Source organism: Exiguobacterium sp. s192 (assembly GCF_018618795.1).
In the GTDB taxonomy this organism is placed as follows: Bacteria; Bacillota; Bacilli; order Exiguobacteriales; family Exiguobacteriaceae; genus Exiguobacterium_A; species Exiguobacterium_A undae.
The window spans coordinates 17687-39126 of the sequence record NZ_JACSMS010000019.1 but is presented as its reverse complement, the minus strand read 5'-3'; the positions used below and the strand labels follow the sequence as shown (position 1 = coordinate 39126).

The 21440-nt window shown below is 50.4% G+C and carries 23 protein-coding genes; 6 read left to right on the top strand and 17 right to left on the bottom strand.

Annotation, left to right across the window (positions count from 1 at the left end):
- Positions 1-170: 170 nt before the first annotated feature.
- Both KNP87_RS16795 and KNP87_RS16790 read right to left on the bottom strand, forming a co-directional pair.
- The gene (locus KNP87_RS16795; protein ID WP_251135669.1) at positions 171-2786 is read right to left on the bottom strand and encodes an SH3 domain-containing C40 family peptidase; all 2616 of its coding nucleotides are present in this window, start codon (positions 2784-2786) and stop codon (positions 171-173) included.
- 112 nt (positions 2787-2898) lie between these two features.
- Positions 2899-3456, bottom strand: a complete 558-nt coding sequence (locus KNP87_RS16790; protein ID WP_026834008.1) for a GNAT family N-acetyltransferase — start codon at positions 3454-3456, stop codon at positions 2899-2901.
- 266 nt (positions 3457-3722) lie between these two features.
- On the opposite strand from KNP87_RS16790, the gene KNP87_RS16785 reads away from it, so the two are divergent.
- The 3 genes from KNP87_RS16785 to KNP87_RS16775 all read left to right on the top strand — a co-directional run bounded on the left by KNP87_RS16785 (position 3723) and on the right by KNP87_RS16775 (position 5244).
- On the top strand, positions 3723-4052 hold the full coding sequence (locus KNP87_RS16785) for a DMT family transporter (RefSeq protein WP_119923870.1): 330 nt from the start codon (positions 3723-3725) through the stop codon (positions 4050-4052).
- Positions 4049-4366, top strand: a complete 318-nt coding sequence (locus KNP87_RS16780; RefSeq protein ID WP_028107021.1) for a DMT family transporter — start codon at positions 4049-4051, stop codon at positions 4364-4366. The genes KNP87_RS16785 and KNP87_RS16780 overlap by 4 nt, the downstream gene beginning before the upstream one ends.
- A 122-nt stretch (positions 4367-4488) precedes the next feature.
- On the top strand, positions 4489-5244 hold the full coding sequence (locus tag KNP87_RS16775; RefSeq protein ID WP_026834005.1) for a general stress protein: 756 nt from the start codon (positions 4489-4491) through the stop codon (positions 5242-5244).
- Positions 5245-5325: 81 nt separating this feature from the next.
- On the opposite strand, the gene KNP87_RS16770 is transcribed toward KNP87_RS16775, so the two are convergent.
- Complete coding sequence (locus KNP87_RS16770) at positions 5326-6150, bottom strand: aldo/keto reductase (protein ID WP_214722344.1); 825 nt, start codon at positions 6148-6150, stop codon at positions 5326-5328.
- 142 nt (positions 6151-6292) lie between these two features.
- Here KNP87_RS16770 and KNP87_RS16765 point away from each other — a divergent pair, with 142 nt between their 5' ends.
- A complete protein-coding gene (locus tag KNP87_RS16765) occupies positions 6293-7318 on the top strand; it encodes an iron-containing alcohol dehydrogenase family protein (RefSeq protein WP_214722343.1) in 1026 nt (341 codons plus the stop codon).
- A 48-nt stretch (positions 7319-7366) separates the two neighbouring features.
- Here the strand turns inward: KNP87_RS16765 and KNP87_RS16760 are convergent, their stop codons facing one another.
- From KNP87_RS16760 to KNP87_RS16740, 5 genes are all read right to left on the bottom strand, one after another.
- Positions 7367-8329, bottom strand: coding sequence for an EAL domain-containing protein (locus KNP87_RS16760; protein ID WP_214722342.1), 963 nt, complete (start codon positions 8327-8329; stop codon positions 7367-7369).
- Positions 8330-8526: 197 nt separating this feature from the next.
- Positions 8527-8760 carry a DUF1294 domain-containing protein gene (locus KNP87_RS16755; RefSeq protein WP_251135670.1) on the bottom strand — a complete coding sequence of 78 codons (234 nt, stop codon included), beginning with the start codon at positions 8758-8760 and terminating at the stop codon, positions 8527-8529.
- A 48-nt stretch (positions 8761-8808) separates the two neighbouring features.
- Positions 8809-9471, bottom strand: a complete 663-nt coding sequence (locus KNP87_RS16750) for a TPM domain-containing protein (RefSeq protein ID WP_353049380.1) — start codon at positions 9469-9471, stop codon at positions 8809-8811.
- 71 nt (positions 9472-9542) lie between these two features.
- On the bottom strand, positions 9543-10136 hold the full coding sequence (locus KNP87_RS16745; protein WP_026833999.1) for a LemA family protein: 594 nt from the start codon (positions 10134-10136) through the stop codon (positions 9543-9545).
- 107 nt (positions 10137-10243) lie between these two features.
- A complete protein-coding gene (locus KNP87_RS16740; RefSeq protein WP_214722339.1) occupies positions 10244-11080 on the bottom strand; it encodes an undecaprenyl-diphosphate phosphatase in 837 nt (278 codons plus the stop codon).
- Positions 11081-11251: 171 nt separating this feature from the next.
- Here KNP87_RS16740 and KNP87_RS16735 point away from each other — a divergent pair, with 171 nt between their 5' ends.
- Complete coding sequence (locus KNP87_RS16735) at positions 11252-13354, top strand: heavy metal translocating P-type ATPase (protein WP_214722338.1); 2103 nt, start codon at positions 11252-11254, stop codon at positions 13352-13354.
- A 117-nt stretch (positions 13355-13471) separates the two neighbouring features.
- On the opposite strand, the gene KNP87_RS16730 is transcribed toward KNP87_RS16735, so the two are convergent.
- From KNP87_RS16730 to KNP87_RS16720, 3 genes are all read right to left on the bottom strand, one after another.
- Positions 13472-14284 (bottom strand): ZIP family metal transporter, encoded by an 813-nt coding sequence (locus KNP87_RS16730; RefSeq protein WP_035387680.1) that lies wholly within the window; start codon positions 14282-14284, stop codon positions 13472-13474.
- 69 nt (positions 14285-14353) lie between these two features.
- Positions 14354-14683: a YolD-like family protein gene (locus KNP87_RS16725; protein WP_119923862.1), complete on the bottom strand. Its 330-nt coding sequence runs from the start codon at positions 14681-14683 to the stop codon at positions 14354-14356.
- Positions 14667-15992 (bottom strand): Y-family DNA polymerase, encoded by a 1326-nt coding sequence (locus KNP87_RS16720; RefSeq protein ID WP_214722337.1) that lies wholly within the window; start codon positions 15990-15992, stop codon positions 14667-14669. The genes KNP87_RS16725 and KNP87_RS16720 overlap by 17 nt, the downstream gene beginning before the upstream one ends.
- Before the next feature lie 205 nt (positions 15993-16197).
- Between KNP87_RS16720 and KNP87_RS16715 the strand changes: the two genes are divergently transcribed.
- Positions 16198-16848, top strand: a complete 651-nt coding sequence (locus tag KNP87_RS16715; RefSeq protein WP_214722336.1) for a pentapeptide repeat-containing protein — start codon at positions 16198-16200, stop codon at positions 16846-16848.
- 55 nt (positions 16849-16903) lie between these two features.
- Here the strand turns inward: KNP87_RS16715 and KNP87_RS16710 are convergent, their stop codons facing one another.
- The 6 genes from KNP87_RS16710 to KNP87_RS16685 all read right to left on the bottom strand — a co-directional run bounded on the left by KNP87_RS16710 (position 16904) and on the right by KNP87_RS16685 (position 21400).
- Entirely contained in the window at positions 16904-17659 is a 756-nt protein-coding gene (locus tag KNP87_RS16710; protein WP_214722335.1) for an MBL fold metallo-hydrolase, read from the bottom strand.
- Positions 17660-17728: 69 nt separating this feature from the next.
- Positions 17729-18238, bottom strand: coding sequence for an arsinothricin resistance N-acetyltransferase ArsN1 family A (locus KNP87_RS16705; RefSeq protein WP_026833991.1), 510 nt, complete (start codon positions 18236-18238; stop codon positions 17729-17731).
- Positions 18239-18381: 143 nt separating this feature from the next.
- Positions 18382-18921, bottom strand: coding sequence for a 1,2-dihydroxy-3-keto-5-methylthiopentene dioxygenase (locus KNP87_RS16700; protein WP_214722334.1), 540 nt, complete (start codon positions 18919-18921; stop codon positions 18382-18384).
- 15 nt (positions 18922-18936) lie between these two features.
- A complete protein-coding gene (locus KNP87_RS16695) occupies positions 18937-19557 on the bottom strand; it encodes a methylthioribulose 1-phosphate dehydratase (protein ID WP_026833989.1) in 621 nt (206 codons plus the stop codon).
- A complete protein-coding gene (locus KNP87_RS16690) occupies positions 19554-20213 on the bottom strand; it encodes a 2-hydroxy-3-keto-5-methylthiopentenyl-1-phosphate phosphatase (protein ID WP_214722333.1) in 660 nt (219 codons plus the stop codon). The genes KNP87_RS16695 and KNP87_RS16690 overlap by 4 nt, the downstream gene beginning before the upstream one ends.
- Positions 20210-21400 (bottom strand): 2,3-diketo-5-methylthiopentyl-1-phosphate enolase, encoded by a 1191-nt coding sequence (locus tag KNP87_RS16685; RefSeq protein ID WP_214722332.1) that lies wholly within the window; start codon positions 21398-21400, stop codon positions 20210-20212. Before KNP87_RS16685 ends, KNP87_RS16690 begins: the two co-directional genes overlap by 4 nt.
- Between the last annotated feature and the right edge of the window lie 40 nt (positions 21401-21440).

Genomic DNA, 21440 nt, shown 5'->3' with positions numbered 1-21440 from the left:
CAAGCAGGAGCGACCCAGCAGCGAAGCGATGCGGCGCGATGCTTGTCCCAGGAAAACGATTCGAAGCGAACAAAAAAGCGGTTCTTCTCAATCAAGAGAAAAACCACTACTTTGTCTTCAGTCTGAAGAGGGCTGACTTTAAAGTCAGACCCTCTTTTTTGTTTGTGATGTTACATTGATTTAAAGCCAAGGAAATGTTCGCGCCAACGCGGTTCATAGATGGAATTGATCTGCAGTTGCGAGCCGCCGGCATGAATGAAATATTCATTGTCGAGCATGATGCCGATATGCGACGGACCATCGGTATACGTATTCTCGAAGAAGACGATATCCGAGCGTTTTCCACTGCTGATTGTCGTCCGGCGGTTCGTAAAGAAGGCGCCGTACCAATAGCCGCTGACGTTTGTCCGTCCTCCGTATTTCCCGGCTTGGTTCGTTGCGTAATGGATCAAACCAGAACAGTCAAAGCCGCCGTTGGCTGACGTTTGCGATCCCCACGTATACGGTGTTCCCAAATGTTTGGCCGCTGCTTGAATCAATTTTTCACCGCGGGACGTATTTTTCTGGGCAATCCGTGTGTCGCTCGTGACGGTGACGGCACTGACCGGCAGATAGACAGGGGACCAGCCGGATTGAATGACGTAGAAGTTTCCGACACGATACCGGGGATAAACACGTTTCCCTTGTTCAATCAAACCGGTGCTTTTCGGGCTGGCCGGTGTTGCGAAATAAGACGTCGTCGCTTTGACGGTATACGTTTTTAACCGATTGACCGCTTGTTGGGTGTAACGCATATCCGGTTTCGTCGTCCCGATATAGGGATTGATGACGTAACCGGTCGTTCCGTTTGGTAACCGGACTTGCCAGAAGTCGTCGTCAATCGCTTTCAGACCAATCAGCTTCGTGCCTTTCGTGAGATAGGTGGCAGGACGGCTGTACGCGACATCTGCTGAAAACAGCGGTGTCTGATCAAAATGTACATAAAAGACCGTTCCGACTTTTGGACGCGCGGTCGGTTTATTTAAGCCGAGTTTACTTGAGTCGACGAAACCAAACGTCGTCCCGACTTTGACGCGGGTGTAGTAGCCGCTCTTGCCGTAAATCGACAGGGCGATATTTTTTTTGAGTGTTCCGATTTTTCCCGTCAGACTGGCTTTTGGATGCACAACCAGTTTATCCTCGAGCACATAACGGGTTCCGGTGACATCATACAAATCCGGTTTTTTCGTGACGAGATCCGTCGTTTTCATATAACCGTACACCGAACCGACCTTGACCCGTGTGAACGAACCGCTTGTCCCGTAAATCTCGATTGGTTCCGCCCGTTTGATCGAGCGGAGAACGGTTTTCGCGGTCGTGTCTTTGAAGATTGATGTGTTTTTAGCCGCATACCGAAGTCCGGTCTTTGCGAAGACTTTCGTTTTCGCAAGGGCACTCGTCAAGACGAAGGCATACTGACCGCGGAACAGAATCCGGCTGTAGGCGCCACTTGTGCCATAGACGGTCAATAACGTATTCGTTTGATGATTTTTTAAAATCGGACTGGAACTGTTGGCTGCCTGACGAATCGGGGTCGATGCCTGGACGTACAGGCGGTCCGTTTTGGCGTATACTTTTAAGGGTGCCAAAGCACTCGTCAAGACGAAGGCATGCTGACCGCGGAATAAAATCCGGCTGTAGGCGCCGCTCGTTCCGTAGATCGTCAGCAGTGTATTCGTCTGATGCTGTGCGAGAACCGGGCTCGTACTGCTGGCTGCTTGACGGACCGGCGTCGGACTTTGCACATACAGGCTGGCAGTCTGTTCAAAAAATGCAAGATCCCCAAGGTGTGCCGTCAAGACAAAACCATATGTATCCTTCAACCGGACGCGCGTATAGTCACCGGAGACACCGTAGATGTCGATGTGTTGGTTTTGTGCCAGTGTGCCAAGCGGTTTTCCGGTTGCAGAAGCGGTCGTATAGACTGGCGTGAGTCGTTGGCTGTATTTTTTGCCGGTCACCGAATGCGAGGTGACTTTTGTTGTTCCGAGATGAGCTGTCAAAATGAAAGCATAACGACCATTCAACTTGATCCGGGTAAACGTGCCTGACGTTCCGAATGTTTCAACGGATTGATTGACGGCGTATTCTGCAAGGGCGGTTCCATTGGTATCAGCTGTCGGGTAGACGGCTGTTTTCTGTTGCACAAAACGTTCTCCGGTCGTTGCATAGACAGGAGTTAGACTCAGATCCGCCGTCAACACGAACTGATACACGGTGCCTTGCTTAATGCGTGTAAAAAGCCCTTCTTGTCCGTATGTATCGACTGCCGTATTCAGTGCCAACGCATCGGTTGTCACTGTCTCTGAAGCAGCTGCCGTATAAAGCGGTGTCGATTTATTCGTATAGCGGCTGTCGATTTTTGAATAAATTGGAGCGGCGGCTAATTGGTCGGTCTTGACGAATCGATGGACACCGTCGAGCAGGATGCGTGTAAACAGACCTTCTGTCCCGAACGTCTCGACTTCCGTCGCAGCAGGTAAAGTTTGAAGGGCGTCCGTACTGTCCGTTGTTTCAAAGACCGGTGTTTCTGCTTGGGTGAATTGTTTGCCGGTCGCGACGTCTGTCTGTTGCTCGGCGACTGCCGGAGCGGCGTCACCTTCCGCAAGTCCCTGGACCGGAAACGAACTGAACAGCATGACGGAGGCAGCCAGTGAGGTGAACCATTTTTTCGAAAGAGGCATCGTATGTAAACTCCATTTCTTATAGAAAATTAATTTTAATCCAGCTAAAACTAAGTTTACCATGTTCAATTTTTGTAGTGTAAAAAGATATCAAAAAAAGTCAATCATCCACCAAATTAAACAGGGGTGATCAGATACAAAAAAACCGATGCCTCCTGCGAGGCACCGGTCTGAGTTATTTTTGATCGTCTTCATGATCAACCTGCCATTCCCAATCGAGCATGCCGTAAATGAGGGAATCGCGCCAGTGGTCTTCCAGATACACCGTTTCGCGAAGTTGTCCTTCTTTTGTCATCCCGACTTTTTGGAGGACACGTTCGGAGGCGACATTTCGCGGGTCACACGTCGCTGTAATCCGGTGCAGTTCCAGTTTCTCAAAACCGAATTCAAGTAAAAAGTTGGCGATGAAGGTAGCATAGCCGTTTCCCCATTCGTCGGGAGACAAGATGTAACCAATCTCAGCCGTTTTATGTTCGGTATCGGTGATGACGAGTTCGCCAGCTCCGATCACGTGATCATCTGGAAAGGTAACCGCAAAGACATAGCGGCGACGTGGACTCTCGAGCTCACTTTCGAGAGCGTCGTGAATGAACTGTTTGCTATCACTTTCGGAGTTTGGTCCCCACGACTGATACTGACTCACGATGGGTTGTGAGGCATAGGCATGGACGGCTTCCAAGTCTTCTGGCGTGAAACGGCGGATTCGCAGTTGGTCATTGATTTTGTAGCGCATGATGGACTCCTCCTCTGTAGTTGACTCTCTATACCTATTAGCCACTTTTGGCGATTTTCCTGTTTGACAGGTAAAATCAAGCGTGCTAAAGTCGGGGTATCGAATGAAAAGAAGAGTAATCCTCTAGGGTTCCGTTCGGCTGGACCAAGGGAGGAACATGAGGGGCACCTCATGCAACGGAGGGATAAAAGCCCGGGAGTAAAGCGTTTTTTACGCTTACTCTCGGGCTTTTTTGTTTGAACCAGCATCTGTGAGGAGGAAATAACATGACAAAATATTGGTTAAGTATCGTCCTGGCGTCTTTTTTTGAAGTCGGCTGGGTCATCGGATTAAAACACGCAGCGACACCGCTCGAGTGGGGGGCGACGATCATCAGTATCATCGTCAGTTTCAGCGTTTTGATTAAAGTCAGTAATCATCTGCCGGTCGGGACCGTCTATGCCGTCTTTGTCGGACTGGGAACAGCCGGCACTGTATTGACCGATATTCTGTTGTTTGGTCAATCCGCGTCACTCATCAAGTTGATGTTGATTGCTGTTTTACTTGTTGGTGTCATTGGTCTGAAGTTAGTCAGTGGGGAGGGTGAAAAACAATGAGTTGGTTCTATTTGATTCTGGCGGGTTTATTTGAAATGTTAGGTGTTGTCTTGATCAATACGTTTAATCAGCAGAAAAACGCGAAAAACCTGATTTTGATGTTTGCCGGTTTCGGGTTCAGTTTTTTATTCCTGACTTTGGCGATGAATGAACTGCCGATGGGAACGGCATACGCGGTTTGGACCGGAATCGGGGCAGCCGGTGGTACGATTCTCAGTATGATCTTTTACAAGGAAGCGAAAGACTGGAAACGGTTGGTCTGTATCGGTTTGATTATCAGTGCGACAATCGGATTAAAGCTGATCGGAGAATAAACATATCATTTAGATTACTTTTCTCATCCGAGCCAACTTGGTGGCATATTTTAGTTGGAAAAAGGAAATACTCCTTATAAGACAGTACGTCATTAAAATTGTGCATAAGGGGATGGATCGGTATGAAGACGAAACAGTATATCGGAACGTTTTATAAAGAAGAAGAATTGATCTCGAAAATGGATGAGTTGCATCAGCAAGGTCATCGCGAAGAAGATTTTTATATCATCGTCAAAGAGAAATCGAATCTGCAACTTGTCCGCAGTCAAATGGACGCAGAGATTGCGACGACGAAACCGTCATGGATCGATCGGATCCGCGGCAATCAAGGACGTGACCAAGAAGTGGATAATTTGTTTGGGTCACTCGATTTACCCGCAGATCAAGTCGAAGTCCATAAAACGGAAGTGGAAGGCGGCGGATTCGTCTTGTTGCTCGAAGTCCAGGACATTCAGTTTGATCCCCATCTGAATACAGACAATACACATCCGGACGTCAAAGTACGTTACGGCAGCTATGAAGAGACGCATACATCAGACGATGCGAACTCCAACGCTCAATTGGGATCAGGGAATCCGCTTGATGTCGACAAGGATTCAAAAGAAGAACATGCGGAAATTGATTTGCACCGGGCGGGGACAGATAAAATGCCGCAAGATGAAGAAGCAATTGAAAACGCAAGACCGGCCGGAGATCGCGAACCGAACGTAGCGATGCGTCGTGATGATGACTTCAAGCGTCCGGAGTGGGAAGAACAAAAAGCCCGTCACGAAGATGAGAAGACAGATGACAAAGAGGACCTTCATCGTCCAAACCGTTCCGCTGACCGCACAGACGATTTGGCGAAACAAGATCACGGAAATAATTTGGATCGTTAATCAAAAAGTGATGAGTTAAAAACTCGTTTTTAATACAGATCAAGGTGGCAGATTTCAAATCTGCCACCTTGATTTTTTGTCTTATTTTTTATGCATGTCATCCGGATTGGAACCGGTCCGTTCATTGCGGTTCAATTGGTCGATATGGTTCATCTCGTCCGCCGACAAAACAAAGTCAAATACGTTCATGTTTTCCCGGATCCGGCTTGGGGTGACGGATTTTGGAATGGCGATGATCTCGTGTTGAAGGTGCCAGCGCAAAATGACTTGGGCCGGCGTCTTGGCGTGTCGCGCCGCGATGTCCACGATGACCGGTTCTGTCAAGGCGTCGCGTCCTTTCATCAGTGGACTCCATGCTTCGACGAAGATACCGTGTTCCCGGCAAAACGAACGAATCGCTTCCTGGCTCAGAAACGGATGCAGTTCGATTTGGTTGACGGCCGGCACAACCGTTCCTTCTTCGAGAATCCGTTTGAGGTGCGGGACGTGGAAGTTCGAGACACCGATGGCTTTGGTTTTTCCTTCGGCATAAAGGTGCTCGAGGGCACGCCATGTGTCCATGTATAAATCCTCATCCGGCATCGGCCAGTGGATTAAATAAAGATCGACATAGTCGACACCCAGTTTGTCGAGGCTCGTTTGAAACGCAGCGAGCGTCTGATCATAACCTTGATCCTTGTTCCAGACTTTCGTCGTCAAAAAGATGTCTTCCCGGGGAATTCCCGAATCCCGCAAAGCGCGTCCGACACCGGCTTCGTTCTCATAAATCATCGCTGTATCGATTGACCGGTAACCGGCCTGTAGTGCTTCGCGTACCGCTTCATAAACCTCTTGTTCCGGTACTTTAAAAACACCGTACCCGAGTTGCGGCATGACAAGTCCGTTGTTTAATGTGATGAATTCCATTTTGAATCCCCCTTAGTTCAGCAATGTTCTGCTTATTTAGTGTACGCCTTCTGTTGCTGAAAATCGAATCAAACGAAGGGTTGAACTCAGCGGGGGACTTCCGTATACTGAGCGTTAACAAATAATGGAATGAGGGATAACGATGATTCGTCAAGCAGTTTTGCAATACATACATGAGGAACGGGCGGTTGATCGGCTCACGACACTGTTAGCGGATCGAAAAGCCGTCATGCTACACGGGAAGCAGGCACTGGAAGCCGCCCGGTCCTATCTTCCGGAACTACCAAAAATCGAGTTCAGCGGACATTGTACGGACCAACAAGTTGAACGGTTGGCAGAAGAATGTGCGACGTACGAAGTCATCGTCGCCGTTGGCGGAGGGTCATTGATTGATACGGCAAAGCAGGTCGCCGTCAAACAAAACCGTCCCTTGATCGTCATTCCGACGCTTGTTTCAAATTGTGCCCCGTGGACACCGCTCAGTGTCATGTATGATCAGCAGGGGCAGTACGTGCGGTTTGATACGATTCCCGTCGTCATCGAGGCTTTGTTGCTCGATCACCGGATTCTTGCCAATAGTCCCTATGATTATTTCGTTGCCGGACTCGTTGATACGTTAGCCAAGTGGTATGAGGCACGCGCCCTCAGCGGCACATCGGCAGACGATCCGGTTGTCGAGTCCGCGTTGCGGATGGCCGAACACTGTAAAGCGCTGATTTTACGGACACCGATCAGTCCGGAACAATTTAAAGCCTATCCGTCATCCATCCAACACTTGGTGGAGACGGTCATTCCGCTTGCTGGAAGTGTCGGTGGATTTGGTGACGACGCGACGCGCGGGGCGATTGGACACGGTGTCCACAACGCATTGTCACCGTTCCCTTCAACCAAAACAATCCTCCATGGAAGCAAAGTCGGGTATGGCTTGCTGGTCCAGGAATTATTGCTTGGTGAAACGAAGTCTTACGAAGAGTTGCAGCACTATTTGAGAGACAATCAGCAACCGACGACAAGTACAGAGCTTGGTTTGACGGAAGCGGAGCGAGAAAGCTTGGCGGAACGAATTGGTCAAGAACACCTCTGTCAATTGATCGAGACCGATCTGTCTCCGCGTACGATTTTGGCAACCTTAATGAAAAACGATCAACAAGCCGTTCGCTCACGTTGAGTACACGCTAAAAAAATCCTGCCCCGACTATCCGGAGGCAGGATTTTTTTATTGGGCTTTGGCAAGTTGTTGATACGGGGCAGGACGACCAAGCAGGTATCCTTGTCCGAAGTCAAAGCCAAGTTCCCGGCAGAGGTCGAGTTCTTCTTGGCGCTCGATGCCTTCTGCAAGAATTTGAATGCCCATCTCTTTTGTTAAATGGCGTGCTTTTCGTAAAAAGGCTTCATTTTCCGCGACCGTATCGCAATGGGAGATGAAGGCACGGTCAATTTTGATGTAATCCGGTTGCAGGAGTGACAACATATCGAGCGTCGAGAATCCGGCACCGACATCGTCCAGCGCGACTTGAATACCTTGTTTTTTATACTGTTCGAATACGTGTTTCAAATGATTGACGTCTTCGATTTTTTCCGTCTCAACAACTTCAAACACCAATCGGCTAGGGTCGACCTTGTATCGTTCGACGATTTCGAAAGTATGGCGCAGACAATACTCCGGATTATAGATCGTTGAGGGAAGGAAGTTGATAAATGTCTTCTCCGTACCGCCGACTAAATGGGTCGCACGGATCGCTTCCTCACGTGCCCGCTGGTCGAGTCTTGAATGAAGTCCCATCTTCGAAGCAGTCGAGAAGAGCAGACCAGGCGACATCGAGACATTTTCGTCTGCTGCCCGAAGCAACGCTTCATTGGCAAACAGGGTGTTGTCCTGAATGTTAAAAATCGGTTGCAAATGACTGGTCATGATTCCATTTTGAATGAAATCGATCGTCGGCCGGTTGTGTAACTGCTCCAGTAAAACAGAAGCAGCGAGAACCGGTGTGGCGAGACGTGATCCAACTGCCCGGCAGGAGACCGGGAAGTCAGCAATTCGTAAAGTCGCTGTCAGCAATTGTTCCAGTTCGTCAAAAGAAGTGTAGGAAAACACTTCGGATGCAGGGGACTGGATATGTAGAGAACCAGTCTCAATAAAACGGATTGTCGTTGTACATTCGGCGCAAGGATGCCACATGAATGGGTGTCCACCTCTCTTATTTCAAATACACGTGAAAAAGATGTATTTATTAAATTGGTTAAACTCTTTACCCGAAGATAATCTATATACAAACCTGATATCAACTATTTACCTCTCCATTGACCAAAGTAAAAAAAGAGAGAGACGAATTCGTCTCTCTCTTTTATCGGTTGATTAGTACATAATCTAAAGCATCACGACCGGATCCATAAAATCCAGACGGTCGCATGGAGTAAAATCGCGAGCGGAACAAACAACTGAAACTTAGCAGTCCGTGTTTTATGACGGACAAGTTGCATCGCAAGCAATGTCCCGAGCGCACCACCAAGAAAAGCGATTGTCAACAAGGTGGCTTCCGGTGTCCGCCACGCCCGTTGTTTCGCGTGGCGTTTATCACGCCACATCGAAACAAATCCGATCACGGTCATCACGCCGTAAAATAAAAGGATACTCGAGTAAACTGTCATGCCAAATCCTTACCTTTCTGCGCCACCGCCGCCGGAACTGCCGCCGCCACCACGACTGCCACCACCACCACCACCGCCGCGCATGATGGCAGAGAACAGGTTGATGATCGCAAAGAAGAACATGCCGCCGGTGAACTTCATATCGAGAAACAGCAACAAGACGAGACCGGCGCCGATCAAGACTTTTGCCCACGTGCTCAACCCACTGTCGTTAGTCTGTTTAACCGGATCTTGTGATTCGAGCGATTGTTCTTTTGAGATGACGCTGACGACGGCTTTGTACGTTTCGGAAGCCGCTTTGCCATACTCGCCTTGATCGCGGTAGGGAACCGCGTACTTGTCGAGAATCCGTCCGGCGGTAATATCCGTCAAGATGCCTTCAAGCTTGTAACCGACTTCGATTCGAAAATTTCGGTCTTGTTCGTTTGGGGCAACGACGACGAGCACTCCGTTGTCTTTTCCGGCTTGACCGATGCCCTGCGCCCGGAATGTCTCATTGGCATACGTGCTTAAATCCTGTCCTTTTAAATCAGGGACGGTCTTCAGGACAACTTGTGCCGTCGTATACTGTTCGAGTTCCTGGCCGAGACGAGCGAGTTCCGCTTCTTCCGACGCAGACAGCAGCTGGGCATCATCTTGGATGAAGAATGCTGCGCCCGTGCGTTCTGACACGGCTTCGGCAGTCGGAGTCAGAAGGAAGAAGACGAGGAACGCGGTGAAAAGCAGTCGCGTTCTTCGCCAAATCATTTCGAATCACTATTGAAGTCAACCGTTGGATTTTCACGGTCACTTTCTGAGATTTCATAATATGGTTTTTTCTCAAAACCAAACGCCGAAGCATAAAGCGAAGTTGGGAAACTGCGACGTTTTTTGTTGTAGACGGTCACGGCATCATTGTAATCTTTTCGTGCGATACCAAGACGGTTTTCTGTTCCTTCCAGTGTATCCATCAACGATTGGAACCGTTCGCTTGATTTGAGTTCCGGATACGTCGTTTGCAAGGCAATCAACCCGCGAAGCGAAGAGGTGACCTGCTGATCGGCTTCAATCCGTTGTTCTGTCGAAGCCGCACGAGCAAGACCTGCTTGTGCCTCGGCGATATCACCGTAGACTTTTTCTTCCTGACCGGCAACGCCTTTAACTGTTTCAACTAGGTTCGGAATCAAATCCGCCCGACGTTTAATCTGATTGTCGACTTGTGACCATTTGTTTGAAACGTCTTCTTCGACGTTGACGAGACTGTTGTACTGTCCGATCGCCAAAAATGCGATGAGGACGACGACGGCAATCCCGATGATGAGAGGTAACTTGGACCCTCCACGATTTCTGCGTGCCATAACTACGTTCACTCCTTTTTCTGTATCTCAACTATATATACCCTAATCACTCTTAATTAGTTTCATGAAAATGAAAAACTACCAGCGATTCACTGGTAGTTTGAAAATTACAGATAGACGATGACGGCAAGAATTGCTGCCAAGACGAGACGGTAGATCGCAAACGGAACAAGTTTGATCTTGTTGATCAGCTTCAAGAAGAAACGGATCGACAGTAACGCAAATCCGAAGGAAGCAACGAACCCGACTACATAGAAACTGAGGTGTGCCATTTCGATGTACTCCCAGTTCTTGACGAGTGAGAGGAAACTTGCGCCGAACATGATCGGAACAGCCATGATGAAGGTAAAGTCTGCTGCCGTCCGGTGGTTCATTCCGAGGAACACCCCTCCGGAAATCGTTGAACCGGACCGGGAGAAGCCTGGCCAGAGCGAGATACATTGGAACAGACCGACGAGTGCTGCTTGACGGTAAGAAATTTGGTCAAGCGTCGTGGTTTTCGGTTCTTTTGGTCCGAATTTATCGGCTGCGATCATCAAGATCGCTCCGGCGGCAAGACCGATGATGACCGTGTCGATCGAGAAGAGGTTCTCATCGATGAAGTCTTCAAACAACAGACCAAGAACGGCTGCCGGGAGTAAACCGATCAGGACGTGACGCAATTTCAGTTTGTGTGTACCTGTTGCGTCATGTTCGCCTTCGATCTTATAGAGACCAATCAGGCTGAACAACCGTTTCCAAAAGACGACGATGACGGCGAGGATCGATCCCAGCTGGATGACGATCTTAAACGTGTTCGCAGAATACTGACCTAAAAATTCTGATGTCTGGAGCCACATATCGTCAACGATGATCATATGTCCGGTTGAGGAAACAGGGGCGAATTCCGTCATCCCTTCGACGAAACCGAGTAAAAGTGCTTTAAGTAATTCAATGATAGTCATGTTATTCTCCTTCTATATTTTTCTAATTAAAAACATATCATGTTTTATTCTTCTGAGATAGAACTAATCGAAATATCGGGCGCAGGTCTGAGGCAAATATGACTTGTCGCAGACAAGAAAAGGGAGTACACTGATTTTATAATCAAACAATCGTTTGAATGAGGTGAGAAGATGGAAACCAAAACAGAACGACTTCACGTGACCGGAATTGATTGTGCCAACTGTGCAGCCAAAGTCGAACGCGGTGTTTCGAACGTCAACGGCATCGAGCAAGCCAATTTGGATTTTGCCGGGCAAAAACTGTATCTGACGTACGAAAAAGAGGCAATACTCGACGATACCTATCGCGCGGTCGTCAATCGAGTCCAGGAACTGGAACCCAATGTTGTGCTCACGCGACCGGAGGCGCCAGACGGGGAGGACGATCACGGTCATCATCATGATCACGGACCATTTTTGAATCGGACGAAAAAAATTCAATATGGTGTGGGTCTGCTGTCCTTCGCCGGGGCTTATCTCGTCCCGGGAACAATTGACCTTCTATTTTTTGCGATCGCGTACTTGTTGATCGGATGGGATGTCTTGCGAACGGCTGTCCGGAACATACGACACGGACAGATCTTTGATGAGAACTTCCTGATGTTCATTGCGACGATCGGTGCGTTTTTGATTGGCGAATATCCGGAAGCCGTCGCCGTAATGCTGTTTTATCAAATCGGTGAGTTTTTCCAACATCGTGCGGTGGATCAATCCCGGAAATCGATTGCTGAACTGATGGACATTCGCCCGGATGTCGCGACGCTTGCAGACGGACGACAAGTCCGGCCGGACCAGGTGACGATTGGTCAGCGGATTTTGGTCCGGGCAGGCGAGAAAATCCCTTTGGACGGGACGGTACTTGAAGGGGAAGCCTTCATCGACACAACCGCCCTGACCGGCGAGTCGGTCCCGCGACGGGTCCGACCGTCCGATTCGATTTTAGCCGGGACGATCAATACGGATGGACACCTGTTGATTCAAGTCGACCGCCGGTATGGCGAGTCAACGGTTGCTAAAATTCTTGATTTAGTGGAAAACGCGTCGCGTCATAAAGCACCAACAGAAAAATTCATCACTCGCTTCGCACGTGTCTACACACCTGTCGTCGTTGTGATTGCAACATTGCTCGCGGTCATGCCACCACTCCTGATCAGCGGGGCGACATGGGGGGACTGGATTTACCGGGCACTTGTCTTCCTTGTCATCAGTTGTCCGTGTGCGCTTGTCATTTCGATTCCGTTAGGATTCTTCAGCGGGATTGGTGCTGCTTCAAAACGGGGGATTCTCGTTAAAGGAGGCAATCACCTTGAAGCGTTGCAACAGCTGGATACGGTCGTGTTCGATAAAACCGGGACTTTGACAGAAGGGGTGTTTGAAGTCGTCGAACTGCGTCCGGTAAGTGGATCGGACGAAGAACTGTTGCAGGCGGCTGCGACGGTCGAACAACACTCGAATCATCCGATTGCGAAATCGATCCAACGCCTGTACGCGACGCGTGGTGTCGTCACGGTGACGGGACAAGACTACCGGGAAGTAGCCGGTTCCGGTGTCACCGGACGGTTTGGAACGGATCAGCTGGAGGCGGGGAACGCCCGTTGGTTCAAGGAACTGGGCTTTACGCCGCTTGATCAGACGGAAGACGGGACGTATGTCCATGTTGCCAAAAACGGAACGTACCTCGGGTTTATCCGGATTGCGGACCGGATTAAATCCAGCACGGTCGACGCCTTACAGGATCTAAAAAAACTGGGTGTCCGTCGAACGGTCATGTTGACCGGCGACCGGCAGGAGACGGCACAACGAATCGGTCAACAGGTTGGCATCGATCAGATCGAAGCGGAACTGTTGCCGGATCAAAAAGTCGACCAGTTGGAAGCGATTTTGCGACAAGCAAAAGGGAAAGTTGCGTTCGTCGGAGACGGTATCAACGACGCACCGGTTCTGACGCGGGCCGATGTCGGCATCGCGATGGGCGGACTCGGCAGTGACGTCGCGATTGAAGCGGCAGACGTCGTCTTAATGACGGATGAACCGAAGCAACTGGTGGAAGCAATCCACGTCGCGCGTGCCACCCGGAAAATCGTCTATCAGAACATCATCTTTGCGCTCGGTGTCAAAGGAGTTTTCTTACTCCTCGGGGCCTTCGGGATTGCGACGATGTGGGAAGCGGTATTTGCAGACGTCGGTGTGACCGTTCTTGCGGTCTTGAATGCGATGCGGATTTTACGGAAGTGATGTTTTTTAAATAAGACAAGGGTGGCAGAATTGTAATCTGCCACCCTTGTCTTTGTAGACGCCGACTTTTGAGTCAGCGTCTTATTTTAATACGTAGAAAACAATCAACAAAAGAGATCAGCCTAATGCGACGTCAAGAATCATCATCACGGTGAATCCGACCATTAACCCGAGTGTGGCCAAGTCTGAGCCGTTTTCCGCCTGTGATTCAGGAATCAATTCTTCGACAACGACAAAGATCATCGCACCGGCAGCGAAAGCCAACGCATACGGTAACAGCGGTTGAATGAAGAAGACGGCAGCTGCACCGATCATGGCGGCAATCGGTTCGACGATTGCGGACAACTGTCCATAGTTGAAGGCACGCCGGCGTGACATCCCTTCACCACGAAGCGGAATCGACAAGGCCGCCCCTTCCGGCATGTTTTGAATCCCGATTCCAAGCGCGAGTGTCAATGCGCCGGCGACTGTCGCCCCGTCCATGTTGAGCGCCGCTGCACCAAAGGCAACACCAATCGCTAAACCTTCCGGGATGTTGTGTAAAGTAATCGCGAGAAACAATAAGGTCGTCTTTTTTAAACCGGTCGACGGACCTTCGGCTGTTTCAAGCGGAGCAGACAGATGAAGATGGGGGGTGACGAAGTCAAGCAGCCGGACAAAGAAGCCACCCGCCAGAAAGCCGAGCGCCGCCGGCAACCAGGCAATCCCGCCATCTTTTTCCGTAAACTCAATCGCTGGGGCGAGCAGGGACCAAAAGGAAGCGGCAATCATGACGCCGGCGGCAAAACCAAGCATCATGTTCATGACGCGTTTTTCAATGGTCGTAAAAACAAATACAAGTGCTGCACCAAGTGCAGTCAATCCCCAAGTCATCATACCGGCAAGTAACGCCTGCAGGACGACGGGGAGTCCGATGAACCAATCCATCATTTACATCATTCCTTCTTTCAATCACGATTCGTAAAATAAGTGCGTGAGGTACGATGCCTCCTGTCTCTTCTACCCGTTTTCAATCCGAACAATTCCCGCAAACGGAATTTGAATCCGTGAAGCTCCACGCAGAACGACATACGTGTGTTCACGATGAATATGTTCGATGAAACCGGATGTCGTGACGTAACCTCTTTCACTATAATACGTGATTTCCAACTCGTTTCCTTCTATTAAGGCTTCTTCAAGCAGGAACTGCCATGGATACTGCAATTGTTCATCGATGACCGGAAAATCAATCCGGTGTTTTTCGAGATAATACGCTTTGAGCAGTTGAACGTGTTCCGGCATCAGAAACGGAATCCATTTGAGATTTCCGCGGTCACGGTAACGTGTCATGCAGGTCACCTCCCGGGTGACCGCCGACGAACCGGAGCCGGCGTTTGGCGACACTCGTATCAAGGAATGACACGGCGAGACGGATCGTTCCTTTGCCATACCGCAGATTGACACGATCCATCGCTTTTAACAATCGTTTTCTGCGCCAGACTTTTCGGTTGTCTTCAAACAGCGACAGTTGCAGTGTCCCCTGATCTGCTGTGAGCTGACCAAGTGCAACCGACAAAAAACGAATCGGCTCGCCTTCCATCCAGTTCGGTTCGAACAGTTGGAGCAGATGACGCAACAGAAGCCGTTCATCAGCGGTCGGATAGGGGAGACGGAGTTGTTTGGAAAAACCCGATCGTAAAACATGCCGGGAATAGCGGACACCCAGATGAACCGTCCAACCGACTTGATTGGAGAAGCGCACCCGGGCGGCGACGTCACCCGCCAGTTCAGCCAGAACCAAACGGATCTGTTCATACTGGTAGTAGTCACGCATCAATGTTACACCATGTCCGATTGTTCGCTGCACAGCAGGTAAAGTCTGAAACAACGCCGTCGGATCGATCGTCGTCGGTGAACTGTCAATGCCCCATGCGTGATGCCACAGTTCGACTCCAAGCACACCAAACCGTTCATGAAGGTCTTCGACGCGGGAGGCCGCTAAATCGCCGATCGTTTCGATGCCGAGTGCCAACAAGTGCTGTTCCATCTTTTGACCGACGCCCCACATCTTTCGAATCGGAAAGTCGTGTAGCAACCTCGACACATCTGCATAGCCGCACCGTGCGATGCCTTCGCGTTTTCCGAGTAAATCGAGGACCAGTTTCGCGACGACATTGTTTGGACCGATGCCGATGCGGACCGGAATGCCGGTCTGCTCCCAAATGGCGCTTTGAATGGCCTTGGCGGCTTCATCGTCTGTCCCGAAAAGACGTTCCGTTCCGGTCATGTCGATAAAGTTTTCGTCGATGGAATAGATGCGGATGGCATCGGGCGGAGCGAATTGATGTAACACATCAAGCACTTCGATCGATGTTTTCATATAGGCTAGCATTTGCGGCTCGACGAGCAGGATCTGCTTCCGTTCCCGGACCGGCAATTGTTCGATCTGATAAAGGCGGCTGGCCGTCTTGATTCCAAGTTTTTTTAAAGCCGGACTGGCTGCTAAGACGACGGATCCGGAACGTTTTAAGTCAGAGACGACAGCCAGTTTTGTTGTAAGTGGAGGTAAGTTCCGATACCGGCATTCACAACTGGCATAAAATGAGACACTGTCGATGCAGAAAATGCGTCGATCCGGAAAGGGACTTTCAGGATACACGGCAAACACTCCTCTTTCATCAAAAGAACGTTTGTTCTTATTTTTGATTTGACTATACCATGGTCTCAATGGGTCTCAAATCAAAAATCCAAAAAAGAGTCAATGTGGCAGAGAAGAAAACAGGGCAAATAGACGACCGCTTGTTCGCCAATCTTTGATACACTGGTAAAGGCAGAACCAGTGTAAAAGGAAGAAGGGGACATGAATGAAAAAGCAACAGCTGATTCAGTTACCGGAGTTACCGAGTCGTTTGACGCCGGAAAGATTTGCGGACGTCGAAATCGATGACCCATACCTGTACCAAACGATTTATGAAAAAGAGACGTTGCCGATTGAGTTGACGGACCGGTTGGATGCCAACCAAGTCTGCTTTCGGAATATTTCGTTCGCGGGTCTCGTCTTTGAACGGGCGACGTTTGAAAACGTTCGGTTTGAACAGTGTGATTTGACGGGGTGTCAATTTCAAGACAGCCGTTTCCATCGTGTCGTCTTTGAGGATTGTCGTTTGACCGGCGTCCAATTTGAAACGAACACGATTGACCATGTGACGGTCAAAGGATGTCAGGCGAATTATGCGCAAATCATCCGCACGGCATTACGTCATGTCGCGATTGAACAGACGGCGATGCGGGAGAGTCATTTTTTCGAGATGAAACCGATCGATTTACGGTTCGATGAGGTCGATTTGACGGAGAGTCAATGGGTGGAGACTGCGTTGCAGGGACTTGATCTGCGGCACGCCGACCTGTCCGGTCTGACAATCGACCCGCGGTTTCTGCCGGGGGCGATCGTCACGGAAAGTCAGGCGATTACGTTCGCACGATTACTGGGACTCGTCATTCCAAGCCACGACTAAAAAAACGAAGTCCACTTTCCGGGATCAGACCGGAATGGTGGACTTCGTTTTTATTTTAGAAAGAAATCGTTTCGCCGTCATCCGGAATGAGGAAATGAGCGGACAGATGATGGGCAGCCAGGAAATCAGCAATCATGTCACGGCGCAGCAAACAATGATTGACGGATTCGAGGTGTGAGACGATGATCGTCGCCTCAGCGGCGGCTTGATGAACAGCGAGTAAATCGCGCTGGGACATCGTAATCGGTTCACCGGTCAGGAATTGAGCGGCACCACTGTTGACGACGATGATGTCAGGCGCATACTGTTCGATGGCGGTTTCGACCTCATCACACCAAATCGTATCGCCGGTGATATAGAGTGTCGGCTCGTCGGGGTGCGTCAAGACGATGCCGGAGACCGTTCCCATCCGTTGACCGATTTCACCGACCCCGTGTTGCCCTGATGTGTGAGAGACGCGGATGTCGCCAAGCGTCAATCCATTCTCAAACGACGAGACGTTCGTGAATCCGGCTTCGCGGATCGTCGCTGCGTCCGCCTCGTTTTGGGCGTAAAGCGGAATCTGTTTTGGCAAAAGTTCCTTCGCTGCTTCATCAAAGTGGTCGGCATGCAGATGCGTCACGAAAATCGCATCGGGATCAAGTAACGTTGAGACGTCGACCGGTAAGTCAACGAGCGGATTCGGGACGGCATTTGGCGTCTCGCCAAACGGCGGTAAGGTTCCTTTTTCGCCGAGAAACGGATCGATTAAAAATACTTGGTTGGCATAGGTGACGACGAGTGTGGCGTTACGGATTTGTTGAATGTCCATGGGCAGTCTTCCTTTCCTGTCTGGGAATGCTTCACTGTTCGTTCATTTCCCATTCGGAAGCCGGACTAATCATATCTGATCGTCAATCGTCTTCGGAAGCAGCTTTTCCATCGCCAGAACATCGACATAGTATCCGTTGAGCATGCCTTGCTCCTTAAACGTCCCGACGATCCGGAATCCGGACCGGATATAGAGTTTTTGACCCAGCTTATTAAACGGGAAGGTAAACAGGATCAATTTATGGAAGCCGTGCGTAATCGCGTGTTCCTCGATGATCCGTAAGAGCTGTCGTCCGATGCCTTGACCGCGGTGGGTTCTTGTGATGTAGACAGACAGTTCACCGACGGATTGATAGACCGGACGCGGATTGTAGGGATCAAGCGAGATGAAGCCAAGAATCGTCGTCCCTTCATACGCGACGAAACCGGCGTAACGTGTCGTCCGTTCCTGATACCAGTCTTTCATGAAGGACAGGTCCTTGGTATCCGTTTCAAGTGTCGCGATCCGGTCTTCGATTCCTTCGTTATAGATGGCGAGGATATGCGGTAAGTCAGCTTCCTGGACGGGTCGAATCATCATGAACGTGTCCTCCTGTTCGAGAGTCTTTTCTTCATTATATAGGAGGAAACGAAAACAAGCGGCATGTTTGTAGGATAGGAATTGCAAAAAAAACAGACTGCCGGGCTTGAAGCCGCGGAGCAGTCTGTCCTGAGAAATCCTTTTTAGTTGGTCGTCTCAAGTGCGTCTTTTTCATAAATCGGCACCCAACCGTCCGTCGTCACGAAAATCCGTACGGCAACGACTTGACGGTCGTCTTGGAGCGTGAAGTAGTGGCGGGTGTTGACCGGGACGGAAATCAAATCGCCCGGGTTCAGCTCGATGTTGTAATAACCGACTTCGTCATCCTGGATCGCGAAGACGCCATGACCGCTGACGATGAAACGGACTTCATCATCCGTATGGTGATGTTCCTTCTGGAAGTTGACGAGCAACTCGTCCAAGTTTGGTGTCGCATCCGACAACGAAATGATATCTGCCGTCTGATAACCGCGGCGTTCCGAGACATCCGTGATTTCAGCTTGGAACGTATCGAGAATCGTTTGTTTGTCTTGATCCGTCAATGTATAGTTTTCAACCAGCTCCGCCGGCAGTTTCGAGACGTCCCATTGTTCGTAGAGTACATCGCGTGAGGCAAGGAATGAAGACACCTCGTTTTGATCCGTATACCGTTCGTTTGTCTGTTGGAAAAGTACTGTTGCCATTGTAAATTCCTCCTTTTAATGAATCGCCTGTCGGCACGTTTGTAGTTTTAAGGTGTAACTGAACAAAAACTCGAATGCTTCCAACTGTTTTTTGGCTTCAAAGGCAGTCGGTGCCCAGACGGTGATACCGTGATTGCGAATCAGGACAGCGCCGCTCTCGGCATGTACATGCGCTGCAAAGGCAGCGGCAAGTGTCGGAATGTCGGCATGGTTCGGGATGATCGGCACACGGACTTCCGCATCTTCTTCCCAACGGCCGAGTGCCTTGATGATTTCCTGACCGGCAAACCGAATCTCGCCTTGGTCGCCGTACAGTTCCGAAATGACATTATTGTCGACCGTATGGACGTGAAGGGAACAGCCGGCAGTCGTTCGGTTGAAGACCTCGACGTGGAGCAACGTTTCGGCAGAGGGACGGCCCGTCTGTTCGCCGATCAGTTGACCGGACGCGTCGACATGGACGAAGTCGTCCGGTGTATCCTGCCGTTTGTCCTTCCCGCTTGCCGTCACGAGAAATTCAGTCGGTTGATCGGCTGTCCGGATGGCGAGATTGCCGCTTGTGCCGGGGAACCAGTCGCGTGCTGCAAGTTCCTGTTTGACGGCCCGTAATTCTTCGTATCGTTTTAAGAAGGTCATGTGTACACCACCTTTGTCTGGAGATGATTTAAGATGTCATGAAAGTTTTCAAACGGCGTATACGGGATGCCGTGCTGCTCACACAGCGTGATCAGATAATCCCGTGCATAAACGTGATCCGCCTGCTTGGCCAGTTCAAAATCCGTCACGGAGTCGCCGATCGCGATGATCGTATCACCGTCCCCCTTGAGCTTCCGGGCGATCGAGGTTTTGCAACAGCCGCATTGATTTGTACAGGCTGCGTCGCAGGCATGCGGCCATTCGATTCGAACCGTCTCCTGGCTGAAGTCACTGGCGTTGCAATAAATCGCTTCGTCCGTCAGTACATCCGCAAGAATCGGCTGGACAAAAAAGTCGATCCCGCCGCTGACGATGGAAAAGTCAATCTCGTTTGATTTGGCAAAGGCGAGCAAGGTGCCGAAGCCGGGACGGATGACCGCCCGTTTCGTCAAGAAATCAATGTAGTCCTGTTTTTGACTGGACGGAAGCAGCTGAAACATCTGTCCGACGCCGGACTGGATCGAGAGCGACCGGTCGAGCACACCTCGTTTTAACGGTTCAAATTTTTCCGGCGACGCGAACTCCTGCATCAAGGCGATGATATTATCGTGCTCCGTTACCGTGCCGTCAAAGTCACATAAAATCCGGATCGTCATTTCGTAATCCCCCAAGCATCGAGGGCGACACGTAATTCCTCGTGCCGGTGGGCGGCACTTGTCAGTGATTCACCGGCCAGTGCTGCGTCAAGTGCCTGGCGGAAAGCGATGACTCCGGCCGCAGCACCTTGCGGATGACCGTGGACACCGCCACCGGCATTGATGACGGAATCGACGCCGAAATCACGAACAAGCTGGGCGACGAGACCCGGGTGGATTCCGGCGGACGGGACCGGGAGAATCGTTTTGGTCTCACCGATTCGGGTCGCTTCGACGGCAATCCCGCGGGCCAAGTCTTTGGCGAGGGCGACATTTCCATACGGCGACGGGAACAGTGTCAAGTCGGCACCGGCAATCCGCGGCAACGTTCCGAGCAGGACCGGGGCGGCAATTCCGTACTCGGGACTGGCAATCAAGGCACCGCTCAACGCCGGATGATTAAAGATCGGGACCGGGATTTCCGGATCGGCTGCCAGTTCCCGCAAGACATCAAGCCCGTATGTAAACGTGTTGAGCAGGAGGGCTGTCGCTCCGGCTTCGACCAGTCGTTTCGCCTGTTCTTTCAAGCGGAAGACCGGACCACTCAACGTAATCGCATAAAGGGCCCGTTTACCTGTCCGTTCATAGTGCGCATCGAGGACTTCCCGTCCGATCCGCGCCCGGTCGAGTGCCGGTGTCAACGGATTGTCGTATAAGATTTCGTCATCCTTGACGAGATCAATCCCGCCGGCAAGCTGGGCTTCGAGTTGTTCCCGTAAAAAAACGAGGTCCCGTCCGATGACGCCTTTGAAGATGCTCATCAACAGGGGGCGGTCATGGACTTGGATCAATTGGCGGACGCCCTCGATGCCGAATTTAGCACCGGGGAAATCCGGTGTGAACGAAGCGGGAAGCTGGAGATCCGTCAGTTTGATTTGACCGTCGAGCGACAGCTTGCCGAAGACAGTCGTCAAAATCGCCGAAAAGTCCCGTGAGACGTTGTGTTCCGGATAACGGATTGTGACATACCCTTTTCCGTCGTGTTCTTCCGTATGGACGACTTGTCCTTTGAAGGATTCAAGCTGTTGTTGTTCCAAATGATTCAAATCGGTCCATGAGCCGACCGTCAGACCGAGGGCGATTTGCTCTGCCCGTTTTGGTAACTGATCGGTCACGCCGAGTTGGTAAGTTGCGGTAATGTACGCCATGATCGTCGTCTCTCCCTTGTTAAAAAATACAAAAATGGTC

What these genes read in the sequence shown, in the direction of transcription:
- KNP87_RS16705 (WP_026833991.1), bottom strand. Translation starts at nt 18,238, where the DNA reads ATGATGATTCGACCCGTCCAGGAAGCTGACTTACCGCATATCCTCGCC.
- KNP87_RS16700 (WP_214722334.1), bottom strand. Translation starts at nt 18,921, where the DNA reads ATGGCAACAGTACTTTTCCAACAGACAAACGAACGGTATACGGATCAA.
- KNP87_RS16745 (WP_026833999.1), bottom strand. Translation starts at nt 10,136, where the DNA reads ATGGCACGCAGAAATCGTGGAGGGTCCAAGTTACCTCTCATCATCGGG.
- KNP87_RS16795 (WP_251135669.1), bottom strand. Translation starts at nt 2,786, where the DNA reads ATGGTAAACTTAGTTTTAGCTGGATTAAAATTAATTTTCTATAAGAAA.
- KNP87_RS16765 (WP_214722343.1), top strand. Translation starts at nt 6,293, where the DNA reads ATGATTCGTCAAGCAGTTTTGCAATACATACATGAGGAACGGGCGGTT.
- KNP87_RS16695 (WP_026833989.1), bottom strand. Translation starts at nt 19,557, where the DNA reads ATGACCTTCTTAAAACGATACGAAGAATTACGGGCCGTCAAACAGGAA.
- KNP87_RS16690 (WP_214722333.1), bottom strand. Translation starts at nt 20,213, where the DNA reads ATGACGATCCGGATTTTATGTGACTTTGACGGCACGGTAACGGAGCAC.
- KNP87_RS16760 (WP_214722342.1), bottom strand. Translation starts at nt 8,329, where the DNA reads ATGTGGCATCCTTGCGCCGAATGTACAACGACAATCCGTTTTATTGAG.
- KNP87_RS16740 (WP_214722339.1), bottom strand. Translation starts at nt 11,080, where the DNA reads ATGACTATCATTGAATTACTTAAAGCACTTTTACTCGGTTTCGTCGAA.
- KNP87_RS16785 (WP_119923870.1), top strand. Translation starts at nt 3,723, where the DNA reads ATGACAAAATATTGGTTAAGTATCGTCCTGGCGTCTTTTTTTGAAGTC.
- KNP87_RS16715 (WP_214722336.1), top strand. Translation starts at nt 16,198, where the DNA reads ATGAAAAAGCAACAGCTGATTCAGTTACCGGAGTTACCGAGTCGTTTG.
- KNP87_RS16755 (WP_251135670.1), bottom strand. Translation starts at nt 8,760, where the DNA reads ATGACCGTGATCGGATTTGTTTCGATGTGGCGTGATAAACGCCACGCG.
- KNP87_RS16710 (WP_214722335.1), bottom strand. Translation starts at nt 17,659, where the DNA reads ATGGACATTCAACAAATCCGTAACGCCACACTCGTCGTCACCTATGCC.
- KNP87_RS16790 (WP_026834008.1), bottom strand. Translation starts at nt 3,456, where the DNA reads ATGCGCTACAAAATCAATGACCAACTGCGAATCCGCCGTTTCACGCCA.
- KNP87_RS16685 (WP_214722332.1), bottom strand. Translation starts at nt 21,400, where the DNA reads ATGGCGTACATTACCGCAACTTACCAACTCGGCGTGACCGATCAGTTA.
- KNP87_RS16735 (WP_214722338.1), top strand. Translation starts at nt 11,252, where the DNA reads ATGGAAACCAAAACAGAACGACTTCACGTGACCGGAATTGATTGTGCC.
- KNP87_RS16730 (WP_035387680.1), bottom strand. Translation starts at nt 14,284, where the DNA reads ATGATGGATTGGTTCATCGGACTCCCCGTCGTCCTGCAGGCGTTACTT.
- KNP87_RS16770 (WP_214722344.1), bottom strand. Translation starts at nt 6,150, where the DNA reads ATGGAATTCATCACATTAAACAACGGACTTGTCATGCCGCAACTCGGG.
- KNP87_RS16775 (WP_026834005.1), top strand. Translation starts at nt 4,489, where the DNA reads ATGAAGACGAAACAGTATATCGGAACGTTTTATAAAGAAGAAGAATTG.
- KNP87_RS16780 (WP_028107021.1), top strand. Translation starts at nt 4,049, where the DNA reads ATGAGTTGGTTCTATTTGATTCTGGCGGGTTTATTTGAAATGTTAGGT.
- KNP87_RS16725 (WP_119923862.1), bottom strand. Translation starts at nt 14,683, where the DNA reads ATGACACGTTACCGTGACCGCGGAAATCTCAAATGGATTCCGTTTCTG.